The sequence below is a fragment of the Oceanotoga teriensis genome (assembly GCF_003148465.1).
GTDB lineage: Bacteria > Thermotogota > Thermotogae > Petrotogales > Petrotogaceae > Oceanotoga > Oceanotoga teriensis.
Genome location: NZ_QGGI01000008.1, coordinates 23,658 through 40,968, shown reverse-complemented (window position 1 = coordinate 40,968; position 17,311 = coordinate 23,658). Strand labels below are relative to the sequence as shown.

The 17,311-nt window shown below is 27.2% G+C and carries 16 protein-coding genes; 12 read left to right on the top strand and 4 right to left on the bottom strand.

Annotated features, from left to right (window positions below; genetic code table 11):
• The first annotated feature begins 2 nt into the window (after positions 1 to 2).
• From C7380_RS06780 to C7380_RS06760, 5 genes are all read left to right on the top strand, one after another.
• Positions 3 to 755 carry an ABC transporter ATP-binding protein gene (locus tag C7380_RS06780; protein WP_109604741.1) on the top strand — a complete coding sequence of 251 codons (753 nt, stop codon included), beginning with the start codon at positions 3 to 5 and terminating at the stop codon, positions 753 to 755.
• Entirely contained in the window at positions 748 to 1,905 is a 1,158-nt protein-coding gene (locus tag C7380_RS06775) for an ABC transporter permease (RefSeq protein WP_109604740.1), read from the top strand. Before C7380_RS06780 ends, C7380_RS06775 begins: the two co-directional genes overlap by 8 nt.
• Before the next feature lie 236 nt (positions 1,906 to 2,141).
• Positions 2,142 to 2,798 (top strand): acetate CoA-transferase subunit alpha, encoded by a 657-nt coding sequence (atoD, locus tag C7380_RS06770; protein ID WP_109604739.1) that lies wholly within the window; start codon positions 2,142 to 2,144, stop codon positions 2,796 to 2,798.
• The gene (locus tag C7380_RS06765) at positions 2,795 to 3,454 is read left to right on the top strand and encodes a 3-oxoacid CoA-transferase subunit B (protein WP_109604738.1); all 660 of its coding nucleotides are present in this window, start codon (positions 2,795 to 2,797) and stop codon (positions 3,452 to 3,454) included. Before atoD ends, C7380_RS06765 begins: the two co-directional genes overlap by 4 nt.
• A 129-nt stretch (positions 3,455 to 3,583) precedes the next feature.
• Entirely contained in the window at positions 3,584 to 4,933 is a 1,350-nt protein-coding gene (locus tag C7380_RS06760; protein WP_109604737.1) for a TIGR00366 family protein, read from the top strand.
• 24 nt (positions 4,934 to 4,957) lie between these two features.
• Here C7380_RS06760 and C7380_RS06755 read toward each other — a convergent pair whose 3' ends face one another.
• Entirely contained in the window at positions 4,958 to 5,530 is a 573-nt protein-coding gene (locus C7380_RS06755) for a DJ-1 family glyoxalase III (RefSeq protein WP_109604736.1), read from the bottom strand.
• A gap of 115 nt (positions 5,531 to 5,645) precedes the next feature.
• Here C7380_RS06755 and C7380_RS06750 point away from each other — a divergent pair, with 115 nt between their 5' ends.
• The 4 genes from C7380_RS06750 to C7380_RS06735 all read left to right on the top strand — a co-directional run bounded on the left by C7380_RS06750 (position 5,646) and on the right by C7380_RS06735 (position 9,107).
• A complete protein-coding gene (locus C7380_RS06750; protein WP_109604735.1) occupies positions 5,646 to 6,251 on the top strand; it encodes a hypothetical protein in 606 nt (201 codons plus the stop codon).
• Positions 6,252 to 6,338: 87 nt separating this feature from the next.
• Positions 6,339 to 6,974: a GNAT family N-acetyltransferase gene (locus tag C7380_RS06745; RefSeq protein ID WP_109604734.1), complete on the top strand. Its 636-nt coding sequence runs from the start codon at positions 6,339 to 6,341 to the stop codon at positions 6,972 to 6,974.
• Positions 6,975 to 7,122: 148 nt separating this feature from the next.
• Entirely contained in the window at positions 7,123 to 8,406 is a 1,284-nt protein-coding gene (gene pncB, locus C7380_RS06740; protein ID WP_109604733.1) for a nicotinate phosphoribosyltransferase, read from the top strand.
• Entirely contained in the window at positions 8,403 to 9,107 is a 705-nt protein-coding gene (locus C7380_RS06735) for a serine hydrolase (RefSeq protein WP_109604732.1), read from the top strand. Before pncB ends, C7380_RS06735 begins: the two co-directional genes overlap by 4 nt.
• A gap of 16 nt (positions 9,108 to 9,123) precedes the next feature.
• On the opposite strand, the gene C7380_RS06730 is transcribed toward C7380_RS06735, so the two are convergent.
• The 3 genes from C7380_RS06730 to C7380_RS06720 form a co-directional block, all read right to left on the bottom strand.
• Positions 9,124 to 10,542, bottom strand: coding sequence for a carbon starvation CstA family protein (locus C7380_RS06730; RefSeq protein ID WP_109604731.1), 1,419 nt, complete (start codon positions 10,540 to 10,542; stop codon positions 9,124 to 9,126).
• 126 nt (positions 10,543 to 10,668) lie between these two features.
• A complete protein-coding gene (locus C7380_RS06725) occupies positions 10,669 to 11,376 on the bottom strand; it encodes a LytR/AlgR family response regulator transcription factor (RefSeq protein ID WP_109604730.1) in 708 nt (235 codons plus the stop codon).
• Entirely contained in the window at positions 11,357 to 13,051 is a 1,695-nt protein-coding gene (locus tag C7380_RS06720; RefSeq protein ID WP_206050547.1) for a LytS/YhcK type 5TM receptor domain-containing protein, read from the bottom strand. The genes C7380_RS06725 and C7380_RS06720 overlap by 20 nt, the downstream gene beginning before the upstream one ends.
• A gap of 389 nt (positions 13,052 to 13,440) precedes the next feature.
• On the opposite strand from C7380_RS06720, the gene C7380_RS06715 reads away from it, so the two are divergent.
• The 3 genes from C7380_RS06715 to hypD are packed head-to-tail and all read left to right on the top strand — an operon-like array spanning position 13,441 to position 17,306.
• Positions 13,441 to 14,013, top strand: coding sequence for a helix-turn-helix domain-containing protein (locus tag C7380_RS06715; RefSeq protein ID WP_109604729.1), 573 nt, complete (start codon positions 13,441 to 13,443; stop codon positions 14,011 to 14,013).
• 23 nt (positions 14,014 to 14,036) lie between these two features.
• Entirely contained in the window at positions 14,037 to 14,936 is a 900-nt protein-coding gene (locus tag C7380_RS06710) for a trans-4-hydroxy-L-proline dehydratase activase (RefSeq protein ID WP_109604728.1), read from the top strand.
• Between the two features lie 6 nt (positions 14,937 to 14,942).
• On the top strand, positions 14,943 to 17,306 hold the full coding sequence (gene hypD, locus C7380_RS06705) for a trans-4-hydroxy-L-proline dehydratase (protein WP_109604727.1): 2,364 nt from the start codon (positions 14,943 to 14,945) through the stop codon (positions 17,304 to 17,306).
• The last annotated feature ends 5 nt before the right edge of the window (positions 17,307 to 17,311 follow it).

The window sequence follows — 17,311 nt, the reverse complement described above, 5'->3', positions numbered from 1 at the left end:
AGATGGTAGAGGTTAATGGCATTTATAAATCTTTTAAGAGTAAAAAATCTAAAAAGATAGAAGTCTTAAAAGATATTTCTTTTGAAGCCAAACCAGGAGAAATATATGGATTATTAGGACCTAATGGAGCTGGAAAAACTACTTCTTTAAGATGTATTGCTACTTTATTGAAACCAGATAAGGGAAGTATCAGCGTTAATGGTTATGATACTTTAAAAAAATCAAATAAAGTTAGAAGTATTATAGGGTTGTTGACAAGTGATATGAAATTATCCGGCAATCTTTCTCCGAGAGAGCTTATGCAATTTTTTGGTGAACTCAATCATCTTGATGATAGTTATATAAAAACTCAAATTGAAAAACTTTCAGAATATTTAGGGATGAATGATTTTTTAGATAAACCAGTTCAAAAACTTTCAACTGGAATGAAACAAAAAGCTTCTATTGCTGTTAGTATATTACATGATCCAGATGTAATAATATTTGATGAGCCTACTAATGGACTTGATATATTGGCATCTAAAATAGTTGTTGATTTTTTATTTGATTTTAAAAAGAAAGGGAAAACTATTATTTTATCTACTCATATAATGTCAGAAGCAGAAAAACTTTGTGACAAAATTGGAATAATAATGAATGGTTCTTTAGTCGAAAATGGTACTTTTGATGATATATTGAGTAAATATGATGAAGAAAGACTTGAAGAAGTATTTTATAAGTTGGCTGTTGAAAGGGGGCTTTTAAAGAATGTTTAAAGATGCTGTTGTTATTTTCAAAAAAGAATTAAAAAATATTTTTAAAGAAAAAAGAACTATTTTTTCTTTATTTTTTCTTCCACTCTTACTCATGCCTTTGATATTTACTTCAATAGGTTATGTTAGCCAACTTCAAGAAAAAGATGCCGAAGAAAGGGTTTATAATATTGTCATTGAAAATATAGAAGATTCAGAGTTTTTGAGTATTTTGGATAGATCTTTAAACTTCAAAGTTGTTGATCAATATTCACCAGAAGAAGATTTAAAAATAGTATTTCCAAATAATTTTAATCCTGGTGATAAGGCGAGTATTAAAGTGTTTTATAATTCTAATTCAACTAAGAATCAACATGCTTTTGATGTTATAAGAAATTCTATTTCTGAATATGAGAATTATCTAACAGATAAAAAATTATCTTCTTATAACCTCAGTTTAAATAAATTAAATACTTTGAGTATAGAAGAGGTTGATACAGCTCCAGAAGAGGCAAAAGGAAACTTTTTTCTCTCTGTTTTAATACCATATATGATTTTGATATATGTTTTTTCAGGTGCAATGAGTATAGCACTTGATACTACTGCAGGTGAAAAAGAACGTGGTTCTCTTGCCTCTTTACTTGTTAATCAGGTTTCAAGAACTTCTATAGCTATGGGAAAAGTCATGTATGTTGTTTTTTCAGGTCTTTTAAATGCCATATCTTCTTTTGCGGGACTTGTATTGGCTTTTTCTCTTAATTCTCTATTATTTGGTTCTGGTGAAATGGGAAGTATACAAATTTTTTCTTTATCTAATATAATAGCCTTACTCGTATCTTTACTTGCTTTAGCTGGTATAGCTGCTTCATTATTTGTTTATCTTGGCAGTCTTGCAAAAAATTTACAACAGGCATCTGGATATATATCTCCCATATATATTTTAGTTATAGTAGCAGGGGTTGTTACTATGCAAATGGATACAACTAAGAACCTTGTTATTTATTTTATACCTGTTATAAATTCTATATTTAGTCTTAAAGATATATTATTAAATCAAATGAGCATTTTAAGCTTTAGTATAAGTATTATAGTTAATGTTGGATTTATTTCTTTATTAATTTATGCAACTTCAAAATTATTTAATACAGAAAAAATTCTTAATACTGTTTCTTAAAAATAAATAAAAAACTCATATCAATTTTGATATGAGTTTTTTTTTGATATTTTTTTCTTAGTAAAGTTTTGAATTATTGAAATTAATTGATTTAATTGAAATTAAAAATAAAAGTTTATAGTTAATTGTTTGATAATCAAGTTATATATTTTATGTATTATGATTTATAATTATTTTGGGTGTTGATAAGTGATTCATATATAAATGTCAAAATTATAAATCACGGGGGTGTATTTATGAATAAGCTTATTTCAATTGAAGAAGCTATTGAAAATATTAAAGACGGCTCAATTATTATGGTTGGAGGGTTTTTGGGATGTGGAACTCCTCATAAAATTATTGATGCATTAGTGAAAAAAGGGGTTAAAGATCTCACCATAATTGCAAATGATACCAGTTATATCGATTATGGAGTTGGAAAACTTGTTTTTAACAAGCAAGTAAAAAAAGTAATAGCTTCTCATATAGGTACTAACAAGGAAACTGGAAGACAGATGAATGAAAAAGAAATAGAAGTAGATTTAGTTCCTCAAGGAACTCTTGCTGAAAGAATTAGAGCTGCTGGATATGGTTTGGGTGGAATTTTAACTCCTACCGGTGTTGGAACAGTAATAGAAGAAAATAAACAAAAAATAGAAGTTAATGGAGAAATATATCTTTTGGAAGAACCTTTAAAAGCTGATTTTGCTCTTATTTATGGTCATAAAGTAGATAAAAAAGGAAATATACTTTATAATAAATCCACAAAAAATTTTAATCCTATAATGGCAACAGCTGCGGATACAGTTATCGTAGAAGCCAATGAATTAGTTGAAATAGGAGATTTGGATCCTAATTTTGTTATGACTCCTGGTATTTTTGTTGATTATATTGTTGGGGGTGAAAGTGTATGAATAGAGATGAAATAAAACAATTCATTGCTAAAAGAGTTGCAAAAGAATTAAAAGATGGAGATGTTGTTAATTTAGGTATAGGACTTCCTACCTTAGTTGCAAATTATGTTCCAGAAAATATAGATGTTACTTTTCAATCAGAAAATGGTTTTGTTGGTCTTGGTCCAAAACCAGAAGAAGGTAAAGAAGACAGAGATCTTGTAAATGCTGGTGGTATGTTTGTCACTATAAAACCAGATGGTGCTTTTTTTGATAGTGCCGTTTCTTTTGGAATAATACGTGGTGGACATGTCGATATAACTATTTTGGGTGCTTTACAAGTAGATGAAAAAGGCAATCTTGCGAATTGGATGATTCCAGGTAAAATGGTTCCTGGTATGGGGGGAGCTATGGATTTGGTTGTTGGAGCGAAAAAAGTTATAGTTGCTATGGAACATACCAATAAAGGAAATCATAAAATATTAAAAGATTGTAATCTCCCACTTACTGCAGCTTCACAAGTTGATTTAATAATAACTGAAATGGGAGTTATAGAAGTTTCTGAAGATGGACTTATTTTAAAAGAAATAAATGAAGAATTTACAGTTGAAGAAGTTAAAGAAGCTACTGGGGCTGAATTAATAATATCTAAAGATTTAAAAAATATGAAAATTTAAATTATTATTGATTAGCAAAAATACTTCAATATTTAAAAAAATAAATGTATAAAAATTAAGGGGCTGTTTCTGCTAATTTATAAATTTTTGCAGGCAGTCCTTTTTATTTTTATTAAGGGAGGATGTTTTATGTTTAAAAAGTTTAGTAATGCTTGTGTTAATTTGGTTCAGAAGTATTTACCAGATGCATTCATATTTGCGATTTTTTTAACTTTTTTAACATGGATTCTCGGAATGATTTTTACTCAACAAGGTCCAATAGATATGATAGTTCATTGGGGTTCAGGATTTTGGAAATTATTGGCTTTTTCTATGCAAATGGCTTTAGTTCTTGTCACGGGACATGCACTTGCAAGTTCACCACCGATAAAGAAATTTTTGATAAGTCTTACCAAATTTATAAAAACACCGACACAAGCTATATTAGCCGTTTCTTTTGTTTCAGCTATAGCCTGTTGGCTTAATTGGGGATTTGGATTGGTTATAGGAGCACTTTATGCAAAAGAAATAGCAAGAAAAGTTAAGGATGTTGATTATAGACTTTTGATAGCTAGTGCTTATTCTGGATTTTTGGTCTGGCATGGAGGAATTTCAGGTTCAATACCTTTAACTTTGGCCACAAGTACAGCAAATCTTGCTGAAATGACTTCTGGAGCTATTTCTGAAGCTATACCGGTTTCTAATACTATATTTTCACCTTTAAATATATTTATTTCTGTTTCGCTCATTTTAATTCTTCCTTTTATAAATAGAGCTATGCATCCAGATGCTGATAAGGTTGTAAGCGTTGATTCTGATTTATTAAAAGAAAATGAAGAAATTGAAATTAATAATAAAGATATGACACCAGCAGATAAAATTGAAAATAGTAAAATAATTTCTATAATTCTGGGATTATTCGGGATTATTTATATTATTTATCATTTTTATACTAATGGTTTTGATTTGAATCTCAATATAGTTAATTTTATATTTTTAACTGTTGGAATTGTCTTTCATCAAACACCTAAGAGATATATTAATGCTGTTAAAGAAGCTGTAAAAGGAGCTTCAGGAATTATTTTACAATTTCCTTTTTATGCTGGAATAATGGGTATGATGGTTGGAGCCAATAGTGCAGGAGTTAGTCTCGCAGGTTTGATTTCACATTGGTTTGTAAGTATATCTAATCCAACTACATTTCCATTGTTTACTTTTTTGAGTGCCGGTATAGTAAATTTTTTTGTTCCTTCAGGTGGTGGACAATGGGCAGTTCAAGCACCTATTATGATGCCTGCTTCAATTGAGTTAGGAGTTTCAACTGCTAAAACTGGACTAGCAATAGCTTGGGGAGATGCATGGACAAATATGATACAACCATTTTGGGCTTTGCCTGCACTTGGAATAGCTGGACTTGGTGCAAGAGATATAATGGGGTTTTGTATAGTTGATTTACTTTGTTCAGGATTGATAATAACAGTTTCAATGCTTATTTTTTAATGTTTGAAAAACTCTGAGAGTTTATTATTTCTCAGAGTTTTTTTGATTTATAAAATAATTATAGAGCATGCTTATTTTTAATTCTTCGGCTTCTTTTGAAAAACCTAGTTCTTTTAATATTTGAAAAGAAAATTCTAAAGCGGTGGCAGGACCTCTTGAAGTACCTATATTTTCATCTATTACAAAGGGTTTTTCTGAATAATTTTCAATTTTTATCTGTTCTTTGAATGATGGGTATGATGTGGCTTCTTTTTTTAGTACATTTGCTTTTGAGAGTACTATTGGGGCAGCGCATATTGCAAATATTTTTTTGTTTTCTTTATCAAATTTTTTTATTATATTTATTAATTTTTCATTGTTTTTTAGGTTTTCTGCTCCAGGCATGCCTCCGGGTAAGTATAATGAGGAATAGTCATTTTCGTTTATTTCATCTAAGGTTTTATCTGCTATTATTTTTATATTATGAGCTCCAATAACTTCTTTATTTTTTATTGAACATATGTCTGTTTCTACTCCGGCTCTTCTTAAAACATCAACTATAGTTAAAGCTTCTATTTCTTCAAAACCATCTGCTAAAAATACTATTAGTTTTTTCATTATTTCACCTCCTAAACATATTATAACATTTAATATTCTTTTATTTTTTATCTATTTTTAAGAATAATGGTTTAAAATATTATTAAAATAAGAAATGAATTTAATTGGGGGATATATGAAACCATATTTTATTCTTTATTTTATAATTCCGGTATTATTGACATCTTTTTTTTATAGATCTGATAGTGATTCTAATTATTTGATAGACAAAAAAGTGTATGAATATAAGAATTTCTACATAGAATATCCTATTATTCGAGGATATGAAAAAAAATTGATTCAAAATAATGTGAATCAAAATTTTGAGTTTTTGATTAGTAAATATTCTGATGATCTTTTTTATTCAAATATGAATATATATTTTGAAATAAATAAAAGAAATAGAAACATTTTAAGTGTTGTGTTTAGGGGAAAAGGAAGATTAAAGAATAAAGAATATGTTGAAATTTTAGATTCTGTTAATTTTGATATGTTTAAAACTGGAAAGGTTATTAATTATTCTAATTTTATAAAAGATGATTTAATCGTTAGAAAAATAATTTTAAACAGAATGTATGAACAGTTTGGAATAGATGATTTAAAAACAAATAATATAGAATTTTATTTTAAAGATGATAATATTATTTTTTATTTTAAACTTTTCGATGATTTTTATAAAGATTATTTAGAAGTTTCTGTTCCATTATCTGAATTATCACTTCATTTAGATTATAATTTTTAGTAGTTTTTGTTAAAAATAGGAGATGGTCGTATGGTTAAACTTTTGATGTGATTTAATTTTATATTAAAAAATCAAAGGAGTGGGATCATGCATCGGTTTGAGATCCAAGATTTTGAATTGAGTTATATTTCCGAACTTTCTAAAATTGTGGAAGATACGTGGCATATAAATAATGATTTTGGAAAAGGTTTTTATCCTAAAGATTATTTATCTTATTGTTATGTTAAATATAATTATAATCTTTCGGATTATTCTAAAATGATACTTGTCGATGGAAAATTTGCTGGCATAATTTTTGGTAGAATCAATAAAAATTTTAAATTTTTTGATTATTTTAAAGGAAATTTTAAAAATTTTTTTATGGGTTTAAATATTCTTTTGAAGAATAAAGTTAATTTTTTTAAACTTTTTAGATTTTTAAAAAAGGATAAAAAAATAGTTTTTGAGAAGAAAAATAATGAATTTTTTGATACAGAAGTAACACTTTTTATAGTAGATCCTTCTTTCAGAGGATTGGGAATAGGTAGAAAACTTATGAATGATTTTAAAAATTATTGTAAAAATAATAATGTTAAGTATATTTATCTTTATACAGACTCTATGTGTAATATAAATTTTTATGATAAATATGGATTTAAACAGATTTTTAAGAGGTTGAACAGTGTTAAAATAGAGAAAAAAAAGATCAATTATTATGATTATATTTATATAATGAAACCTTAAAATAAGATATTTAGCCATCCAAGAGGATGGCTTTTTATATTTAAATATAACTTTTACAATAATTTGAATTATTATAAATATAATTGATGTATTGTGTATATACAGGAGTTTTTTTGATTCTTATTTTATTAAGAAGAGGAGATTTTTTATGAATGAATCTATTATTAAGAATATAACGTATGTGGATTTTTATAAGTTTAATATGTTGAAGGTTATTTATAAATGTTATCCAAATATAATAACTAAGTGGAAGCATTATACGAGAAGTAAAGGGATAGATTATGAACCTATTTTACCAGAATTAAAAAAACAAATAGAGATGCTTGAAGATCTTAGACTCAGTAATGAAGAGTATGATTATTTGAAGAATTTAAAGACATCTTTTGATTATAATTTTTATGATAAAAGTTTTTTGCAAAGAATTTCTAATTTGAGGTTTAATAAAAATAATATAACAAAACTTGATATAGGAAAAGATGGAAATCTTGAACTTGAATTTGAAGGTTTATGGTCAGATGTAACTTTTTTAGAGATATACTTGATGCTCATAGTTAATGATTTGTATTATCAGAATAAATATAATAAAGATTATAAATCGGCAGAAAATGAAGTTATAAAAAAACTTAAAATTAGTATAGAAAAAGTAAAAAAATATAATGATGAAACTTTTAAATATGCAGATTTTGGAACGAGAAGAGCTTTTTCTCCAGAAATTCTTGAAGAAACTATAAGAATGCAAGCTGAAGAAGTACCAGAAAATTTTGTTGGTACGAGTAATGTTTATTTAGCTATGAAATATGATTTAAAACCAATAGGAACTATGGCACATGAAATGTTTATGGCAACTCAAGGTTCTGATATAGCTGTTAGAAATGTTCAGAAACAGGTTTTGCATGATTGGCTAATATCTTGGGAAGGACTTTTTGGGACTTTATTGACGGATACATTTGGAACTTTATCTTTTTTAGAAGATTCAAAACTTCTTTATCTTAAAGTTGCAGATGGGTTTAGACATGATTCCTCAGATCCTATAAGATGGGGTTGGCTTATGTATGCCAGTCTTTTGAAAAATGGTATAGATCCAAAAACAAAAACTATGGTATTTTCAGATAGTTTAAATATGGATAAGGCAATAACTCTTCATTCTTATTTTAAAGATTATCTTAAAATGAGCTTTGGTATTGGAACAGCTCTTACAGGAGATGTTGAACCTATAAATCATGTTATAAAGATAAGTGAATCGAATGGATATCCTGTTGCAAAATTGTCAGATGATTATCATAAAACACTTTCTAATGAAGAGAATTTTCTGAATTATTTAAAAGGGCAGTATAAATATAGATCTTTTTCTACTTTTAGTGATGAGGAGTTTACGCAGTTTCTTAAGGATAAATACAATTTTAAACTTCCTAAGAAACTAATAAAATTATGATAAATTCTAATAATAATGAAAAATATTATATATCTTTCAAAAATTTAAATAATAGATCTATACAGATGGCTTATGGCAATATAAATGATATAATGCCTTCTGCAAGTTTGATAAAACTATTTATTGCAGGTTATTATCTTGAGAAACTTGAATCAGAGAGATCTTTGAGTATTTTTGAAAGAGATTTTGAACTGATGCTTTCTGAAAGTAATAATGAGTCTACAAATAAGCTTATAACTGCTCTTGGCATGGATAAAATAAATGAATATATAATAAGAAAAGGATTTAATTCCACTGTATTGAAAAGAAAGATGCTTGATTTTGATAGTAGAAAGAATGATATAGATAATATGACTTGTATGCTTGATATAGAACGTTTTTTTGAATTGATATATTTTAAGAATCTTAATGGTAATTCTGATGAGAGGATAGTTGAAATTCTTTTTAAACAGAAAATAAATAATAAAATTCCAGATTTTTTTATTGGGAAATTTTCTCATAAAACTGGTGAAATTCCTTATGATGATTTAAACAATCTATTAGGTGTAGAGCACGATGTTGGAATTTTTGAGGATGAAGATCCTTATTTAATATGTTTGATGTGTAATGATGTTTCAAATAATGAAAAAGCTATTGATAATATAAAAAAATTATTTTTAAAATTATATAATATATTTATAAAAAAACAAGGTCAATCATAATTGATTGACCTTGTTTTTATATTTCATCTGTTAATGGTTCTATTTTTGTTTTTTTAATTCTTGATATGAATAATATGAAAAATACTATGGCAATTATTATTCCAACTATGTTTGAGAACAAAGAGTTCAATTTAAATCCTTCTGGAGCTTGTAATATATAAGAAACTGTTACAGCTGTCATAAATATTGCTGGTATGGTTGTTATCCAATGATTTTTTTTATTGAATGCAAGATATGCCGCTGCTGCCCATAACACTATCATTGCGAGTGTTTGATTTGACCATGAGAAATATCTCCATATTATTGAAAAATTTATTTTAGTTAAAGCAAATCCAACTATGAATAGAGGTATTGCTATTAAGTATCTATTTAAAGGTTTTCTTTGATTTAATTTAAAAGAATCAGCTATTGTTAGTCTCGCACTTCTAAAAGCAGTATCTCCAGAAGTTATAGGTGCTGCGATTACTCCTAATACTGCAAGTATTCCACCTATTTTTCCCATTAAAGTATTTGAAATTTCATTTACAACTACTGCTGGACCACCATTGGCCAATACTTCTGATAACCCATTTGTGCCATTGTAAAATGACATTGCAGCTGCTGCCCAAACCATTGCAATTATACCTTCAGCTATCATTGCACCATAAAAAATTTTTCTTCCTTGTCTTTCATTTGTTAAACATCTTGCCATCATTGGAGATTGAGTTGCATGAAATCCAGATATTGCTCCACAGGCTATTGTAATAAAAAGAAAAGGAAAAATAGGTGTTGAGGCTGGATGTAAGTTAGAGAATGTCATTTCTGGCATATTATAACCTTTAAATATTAAGTTAAATCCAATTCCAATTGCCATTATCATCAATGAAAGTCCAAAAATAGGATAAACTTTTCCTATTATTTTGTCCACTGGAAGTACTGTTGCAAAAAGATAATAAAGTATAATTGCTATTACCCACATATTGGTACTCCAGTTTGTGAGATTGTTCAAAAGTCCTGCAGGACCTGTTACAAAAACAACTCCAACAAGAATTAATAGAACTACGGTGAATACTCTCATTATTTGTTTTATTGTATTTCCTAAATATGTGCCTACTATTTCTGAAGCACTTGCTCCCGCATGCCTAACAGAAAGCATTCCGGAAAAAAAGTCATGAACTCCACCAGCAAATATACTTCCTAATATTATCCACAAATATGCAATAGGTCCCCATAATGCACCAGCTATTGCTCCAAATATTGGGCCAAGACCGGCTATGTTTAAAAATTGTATTAGAAAAATTTTCCAACCTTTCATAGGAACATAATCAACACCATCTTCAAGTTCTATTGCAGGTGTTTTTCTGTTTTCTTCTATTCCAAAAATCTTTTCAACTACTTTACCATATGTAAAATAACCTAAAATTAAAAGACCTATAGAAACCAAGAAAGTTATCATAAAAACTCCCTCCTTTAAATTAAAATCCCAATATAATTTTAATTTATATTTAGGAAGAAGTCTTTTGTCTTTTCTTAAAGGGTAGTTTTTTTGTAATAAGAGGTATAATATTTGACATGAGTTTTTTTATTTTATATTTAATTTATTTTTGAATTCTTTTATATAACTTCTACTAACTGGCGCTTCTTGTTCTATTCCTTCAAATTTGATGTTATAAGTGTTATTTGACCAAGGTATTATTTCTTTTACTTTATTTATATTTATTATATAAGATCTATGAGTTCTTATGAAATTGTTATCATTTAAATATTCTAAAAAATCACTTATACCCATATTTATAATGTATTCATTTTTTTTAGTATACACTAAAGTATCTCTTTCCATTGCTTCGCAAAAAAATATATCTTTTATATCTATTAATAGTATCTTTTCATCACGTTTTAAAGCAATTTTGTTACAGCATTTTTTTGATTCATCACAAGATTTTTCAAGTTTTTTTAAAGTAGAAATGATTCTTTCTTCTGAAAAAGGTTTTAAAATATAGTCGAAAGCTTCAATTTCAAATGCATCTATTGCATGTTCAGGATAAGCTGTTGTGAAAACTATTTTTATAGTGTCTTCAAATTTTTTGATTATTTTTGCAAATGACATTCCATCTAATCCAGGCATATTTATATCTAAAAATATTATATCTATTGTATTGGATTCAAGAAATTTTAATGCATCTATAGCATTATCAAATTCTTTTGAAATAATTATTTGACTATATTTATTTATGAAGTATTTTAATTCTTCTCTTGAAGGATATTCATCTTCAACTATAATACAGTTCATTTTTTTCTTCCTCTCCCTTTATTTTAAAAGTTATCTTAGTTCCTTTGTTTTGATTTGAAATTTTAAGTCCTTCACCATAAAGTAATTTTAATCTATTATGAACGTTTAAAAGTCCAATGCTATTTTTTAAAGTATTATTATATACTTTTTTTATTATTTCTTCATCTATACCTTTGCCATTATCTGTTACTTCGATTAGAAAGTAATTTTTTATATTCTTTATTTTTAAGGTTATTTTACCATTTCCTGTTCCTTCTAAAATACCATGTTTTATAGAATTTTCTACTAATGGTTGTATTGTTAAAGAAGGTAGATCAAAATTTATGTTTTCATCCAAAATTATTTCAAGCTGTATTTTATCACCGTATCTTGCTTTTTCTATTTCAAAATATGCCTTTACATGTTCTATTTCTTTTCTTATATTTACAAAATCTTTTTCTATTTCAAGATTATATCTTAAATAAGTTGAAAGATCTATTATTAATTTTCTTGCTTTATCAGGGTCTATTCTTATAAAAGAAATTATAGTATTTAATGCATTAAATAAGAAATGTGGGTTTATTTGAGCTTGAAGAGCTTTTAACTCTGATTTGTCAGCTATTCTTTGATATTTTTCTATATTGCTTATTTCTATTTGAGTAGATATTAATTGAGATAATCCTTCTGCAAGAAATAAATCTCTTAAAGTAATTGCATTTTCTTTTGAAAAATATATTTTTAAAGATCCTATTATTGATTTATTTTGTATTAATGGAACAACTATAGCTGATTTTAAAGGACAATCTTTATATTTACAGCCTATTTCATTTTTAGTGTTTAAAACTTTTATTTCTTTATTTTTTATAGCCTGAAACGTTGCTTGAGTTATGAACTTAGAACCAGGTATATGATGATCTGATCCTAATCCTACATGAGCAAGTATTTTTTCTTTATCTGTAAAGGATACAGCTGCTGCGTTTACTTCATTTTTTATTATTTCACAGGCTTTTTTTATAGAATGTTCATTCATTTCTCTAAAATAAGGTAATGTTTTATTTGCAATTTTTAACGCTAATTGAGCTTGTTTTGCTTGCATTTCATCTTTTTGTTTGAATAAATTTTCTAATATCAACAATACTATACCTACACCAACACCTACAATTATAGGCATTGGTAGGAAAATACTTTTAACTATTTCTAAGGCTAAGTTGAAGGGTTTTGAATAAGTTAATATTAATAACATACTTATAGATTCAGCTATAAAACCCATTATTAGTCCATATATCCATCTTTTTTTTACGTTTAAGTATTTATATATTAATCCGGAAATTAAGCCACTGAATAATGTTGTTATGGAACATGGAAAAGTAGTTATTCCTCCAATATCTATTAAAAATCTGTGACTACTTGCAATTATTCCAGCTATTAAACCAACTGTAGGTCCTCCTAATATTCCACCAACTATAACTCCAACATTTCTTGTATTTGCAATTGCACCGTTTACATTTGTTCCCATATATGTTCCAAGAATTCCAAATAACCCAAAAAATATTCCAAGAAAAATTTTATCTTTAATTTCAAATTTATCTTTTATAACCATTTTTTTAAAACTCTTTAATTTAGTTATAAAAACTATTATTAATACTATGTACATTATATTATCAAAAAGGGGTTTGAATAATTTTAATATTTCCATTTTTAACACTTCCATTCATCTTTTTATTAAATTATAACTTATTAAGATTATTTTTTAAAATAACATTTTTAATTTTTTTGATAAATGAATATAATTTCATATTCGTGAAATTATTGGTATGTTTAAGAAAAAACAATTTAATCATTTTCATATGAGTGAAAATGATTAAAATTGAGTATTTTAAAATTTGTAAATGTTTAAATACCACGTTATAATGAATTTGGATGATAAATATTTTTTTCACAAGTTTAATTGCCATATTAAAGATTTTTATATATTCATTATAATGAAATTATTATTTATGTATGAATTTTATTTTCATTTTAAAAAATAAAATTCACTCTTATTAATGTATAATTATATATATTAAGAAAATAGGAGGGAATTTTATGATAGATGATATAGGTAATAAAGTTAAAAAACTGAGAAGTAAAAAAAATATGACTTTGAAGGAATTGAGTGAAAAAACAGATCTTTCTACTGGATTTTTATCGCAATTTGAAAGAGGACTTACTACTATAGCTATAGATTCTCTTGAAAAAATTTCTAAGGTATTAGATGTAAAATTATCTTATTTTTTTCAAGAAGATATTTCTAAAGATGAAGATGATGTGGTTATAAGAAGTTATGAAAAAGAAGTATATCAAGTAGATAGTTCTTTTATAATACATTATCATCTTACAAAGAATGTTAAAGATAAGTGTATGTTGACAAGATATATTGAACTTTTACCTAAAAAGAAAAATGAGAATATAAAAACTTATTCTCATGATGGAGAAGAATTTTTATATGTTTTAGAAGGAATTGTAACTTTATTTGTTGGGGATAAAGAATATGATCTTTTTCCAGGAGACAGTGCTCATTATTCTTCTAATATTCCACATAATTGGACTAATAATACAAATAAAAAAGTTAGTTTTATATTTGTAAATACACCCAATGGACATAAATTTTGTGAATGATTAAAGTTTTTAGGAGTGATCGTATGTTTCAAGCTAAAGTTATAAATATACAAAAATATTCTATTCATGATGGCCCTGGTATACGTACAACAGTATTTTTGAAGGGGTGCCCACTTAAATGTTGGTGGTGTCATAATCCAGAAAGTCAAAATTTTGGAAGAGAACTTCTATTTTACGATGAAAGATGTGTTGGTTGTGGTAAATGTGTGAAGAGGTGTCCTAATGATGCAATTTCAATTATTAATGGATTAGCTATTACAGATGAAAGATGTGTTTTATGTGGCAATTGTGTTGATTTTTGTGTTAATAATGCAAGAGAAATTGTTGGAGAAAATATGTCTACTACAGAGGTTTTTGATCAGATAATAAAAGATGAAATGTTTTATGAAGAATCTTCAGGTGGAATAACTTTTTCTGGTGGAGAACCTTTAATGCATCCTGATTTTTTATTAGAAATTTTAAAAAAATGTAAAAGTAGAGATATTCATGTTGCTATAGATACTTCTGGATATGCTCCATGGGATAATTTTGAAAAAATAATAGATTATGTAGATCTTTTTTTATACGATTTAAAACATATGGATGAAGACAAGCATTTAAAATATATGGGCGTTTCAAATGATTTAGTTTTTGAAAACTTGAAAAAATTATCGAGTTTTGGAAAAGAGATTTATATAAGAATGCCTTTAATTCATAATATAAATGATTATGATAAAAATATTATGAGTTGTATAGAATTTTTAAAAAATATAAAATTTTCACAACTTAATATTTTACCTTATCATAAGATGGGCAAAGATAAGTATAGAAGATTGAATATGAAAACATATATGGAAGAACTTGAAAGTCCTTCTGATGAAAGAATACTTGAGATAAAGAAGATGTTTGAAGATTCTGGAATAAAAGTTAAAATAGGAGGTTGATTTTGAATGATAACTGAGAGAGTAAGAAAACTCAGAGAAGAAAGTTTGAAGGCTATTCCTCGTATTTCAATGGAGAGAGCTAAGATTGTTGATGAAGTTTATAAGAAGTTTGAAGGGTCTGTATCTATACCTGTTTTAAGAGCTTTAGTTCTTAAAGAAATAATGAGTAATAAAGAATTATGTATTAATGATGGAGAACTTATAGTTGGTGAAAGAGGTGAAGCTCCAGCTGCAACTCCAACATATCCAGAATTATGCTGTCATACTATTGAGGATATGGAGATTATGGATAAAAGAGAGAAAATATCTTTTAAAGTGAAAAAAGAAGATATGCAGTTTCAAAAAGATGTGATAATTCCTTATTGGGAAAAAAGATCTATGAGACATCTCATTCTTGAAAATGTTACTGAAGAATGGAAAGAATGTTATGCTGCGGGTATTTTTACAGAATTTATGGAACAAAGAGGTCCAGGACATACAGTAGCCGATGGCAAAATTTATAAGAAGGGTTTTCTACAATTTAAAGATGATATAGAAGCCTCTATAAAAGAACTCGATTTTTTAAATGATGATGAAGCTTTAAATAAAAGAGAACAATTGAAAGCTATGAGTATAGCATGTGATGCAATAATGATTTTAGGTGAAAGATATAGCAAATATGCTAAAAAATTGGCAGAAAAAGAAAATGATGAAAAGAGAAAAAAAGAATTATTGGAGATATCAGAGATTTGTTCGCATGTTCCAGCTAATGCTCCAAGAACTTTTAGAGAAGCTTTACAGATGTATTGGTTTGTGCATCTTTGTGTTATATCTGAATTAAACCCATGGGATTCTTTTAATCCTGGAAGATTGGATCAACATCTTTATCCTTTTTATAAAAAAGAGATTGAAGAAGGTTCTCTAAGTAGAGAGAAAGCAGAAGAATTTTTACAATGTTTTTGGGTTAAATTTAATAATCAACCAGCACCACCAAAAGTCGGTGTTACATTAAAAGAGAGTGGTACTTATACTGATTTTGCGAATATAAATTCTGGTGGAGTAAAAGCAGATGGCTCTGATGGAGTTAATGAAGTTAGTTATTTAGTTTTAGATGTGATAGATGAAATGAAACTTTTACAACCAAGCTCTAATGTTCAAATAAGTAAAAAAACACCACAGAAGTTTTTGAAAAGAGCTTTAGAGATTTCAAGAAAAGGATGGGGGCAACCTTCATTTTTTAATGCCGATGCAATAATTCAAGAAATGCTTAATGCTGGTAAAAGTATTGAAGATGCAAGATGTGGCGGTACAAGTGGATGTGTTGAAACTGGAGCTTTTGGTAAAGAAGCATATATACTAACTGGATATATGAATTTACCAAAAATACTTGAAATAACTTTAAACAATGGAATAGATCCAAATACTAATAAGAGAATAGGCATTGAGACTGGTAATCCAGAAGATTTTAAAAGTTATGATCAGTTGTTTAATGCATATAAAGATCAACTTCATCATTTTATAAATATAAAGATGATTGGTAATAGAATAATAGAAAAACTTTATGCAGAAAAAATGCCAGTTCCTTTTTTATCTGTAATAATAGATGATTGTATAAAGAAAGGAAAAGATTATAATGCTGGTGGTGCAAGATATAATGTTTCATATATTCAAGGTGTTGGAATTGGTACTATAACAGATTGTTTTGCTGCTATGAAGACACAAGTTTTTGATAAGAAAAATATCAGTATGAAAGAACTTTTGATGGCAATAAAAGAAAATTTTGAAGGATATGAAGATATTTTACATTTAGTTAAAGAAAAATCTCCAAAGTATGGTAATGATGATGATGCAGCGGATGATTTGATGAGAGATATTTTTAATGCTTATTGTGAAGAAGTTAATGGTAGACCTAATATAAAAGGTGGACAATTTAGAATAAATATGTTACCAACTACATGCCATGTTTATTTTGGATCTGTAATAGGAGCTACACCAGATGGAAGAAAGGCTAAACTTCCGCTTACCGATGGAATTTCTCCTTCAAAAGGGGCAGATAGGAATGGTCCAACAGCAGTGGTTAAATCGGCTGCAAAAATGGATCATTTGAAAACTGGCGGAACTTTGTTGAATCAAAAATTTACACCATCTGTTATAGAAGGTGAAAATGGATTAGATAATCTTGCATATCTTGTAAGAACTTATTTCAGAATGGATGGTCATCATATTCAATTTAATGTTATAGATAAACAAATACTTTTAGATGCGCAGAAAAAACCAGAAGAATATAATGATCTCATAGTACGTGTTGCAGGTTATAGTGATTATTTTAATAATCTCGATAGAGCTTTGCAGAATGAAATTATAGAGAGAACAGAACAAAGTTTTTGTTGATGATT

Coding starts and splice junctions, on each gene's coding strand:
- C7380_RS06780 (WP_109604741.1), top strand. CDS start 3: ATGGTAGAGGTTAATGGCATTTATAAATCTTTTAAGAGTAAAAAATCT.
- C7380_RS06775 (WP_109604740.1), top strand. CDS start 748: ATGTTTAAAGATGCTGTTGTTATTTTCAAAAAAGAATTAAAAAATATT.
- atoD (WP_109604739.1), top strand. CDS start 2,142: ATGAATAAGCTTATTTCAATTGAAGAAGCTATTGAAAATATTAAAGAC.
- C7380_RS06765 (WP_109604738.1), top strand. CDS start 2,795: ATGAATAGAGATGAAATAAAACAATTCATTGCTAAAAGAGTTGCAAAA.
- C7380_RS06760 (WP_109604737.1), top strand. CDS start 3,584: ATGTTTAAAAAGTTTAGTAATGCTTGTGTTAATTTGGTTCAGAAGTAT.
- C7380_RS06755 (WP_109604736.1), bottom strand. CDS start 5,530: ATGAAAAAACTAATAGTATTTTTAGCAGATGGTTTTGAAGAAATAGAA.
- C7380_RS06750 (WP_109604735.1), top strand. CDS start 5,646: ATGAAACCATATTTTATTCTTTATTTTATAATTCCGGTATTATTGACA.
- C7380_RS06745 (WP_109604734.1), top strand. CDS start 6,339: ATGCATCGGTTTGAGATCCAAGATTTTGAATTGAGTTATATTTCCGAA.
- pncB (WP_109604733.1), top strand. CDS start 7,123: ATGAATGAATCTATTATTAAGAATATAACGTATGTGGATTTTTATAAG.
- C7380_RS06735 (WP_109604732.1), top strand. CDS start 8,403: ATGATAAATTCTAATAATAATGAAAAATATTATATATCTTTCAAAAAT.
- C7380_RS06730 (WP_109604731.1), bottom strand. CDS start 10,542: ATGATAACTTTCTTGGTTTCTATAGGTCTTTTAATTTTAGGTTATTTT.
- C7380_RS06725 (WP_109604730.1), bottom strand. CDS start 11,376: ATGAACTGTATTATAGTTGAAGATGAATATCCTTCAAGAGAAGAATTA.
- C7380_RS06720 (WP_206050547.1), bottom strand. CDS start 13,051: ATGGAAATATTAAAATTATTCAAACCCCTTTTTGATAATATAATGTAC.
- C7380_RS06715 (WP_109604729.1), top strand. CDS start 13,441: ATGATAGATGATATAGGTAATAAAGTTAAAAAACTGAGAAGTAAAAAA.
- C7380_RS06710 (WP_109604728.1), top strand. CDS start 14,037: ATGTTTCAAGCTAAAGTTATAAATATACAAAAATATTCTATTCATGAT.
- hypD (WP_109604727.1), top strand. CDS start 14,943: ATGATAACTGAGAGAGTAAGAAAACTCAGAGAAGAAAGTTTGAAGGCT.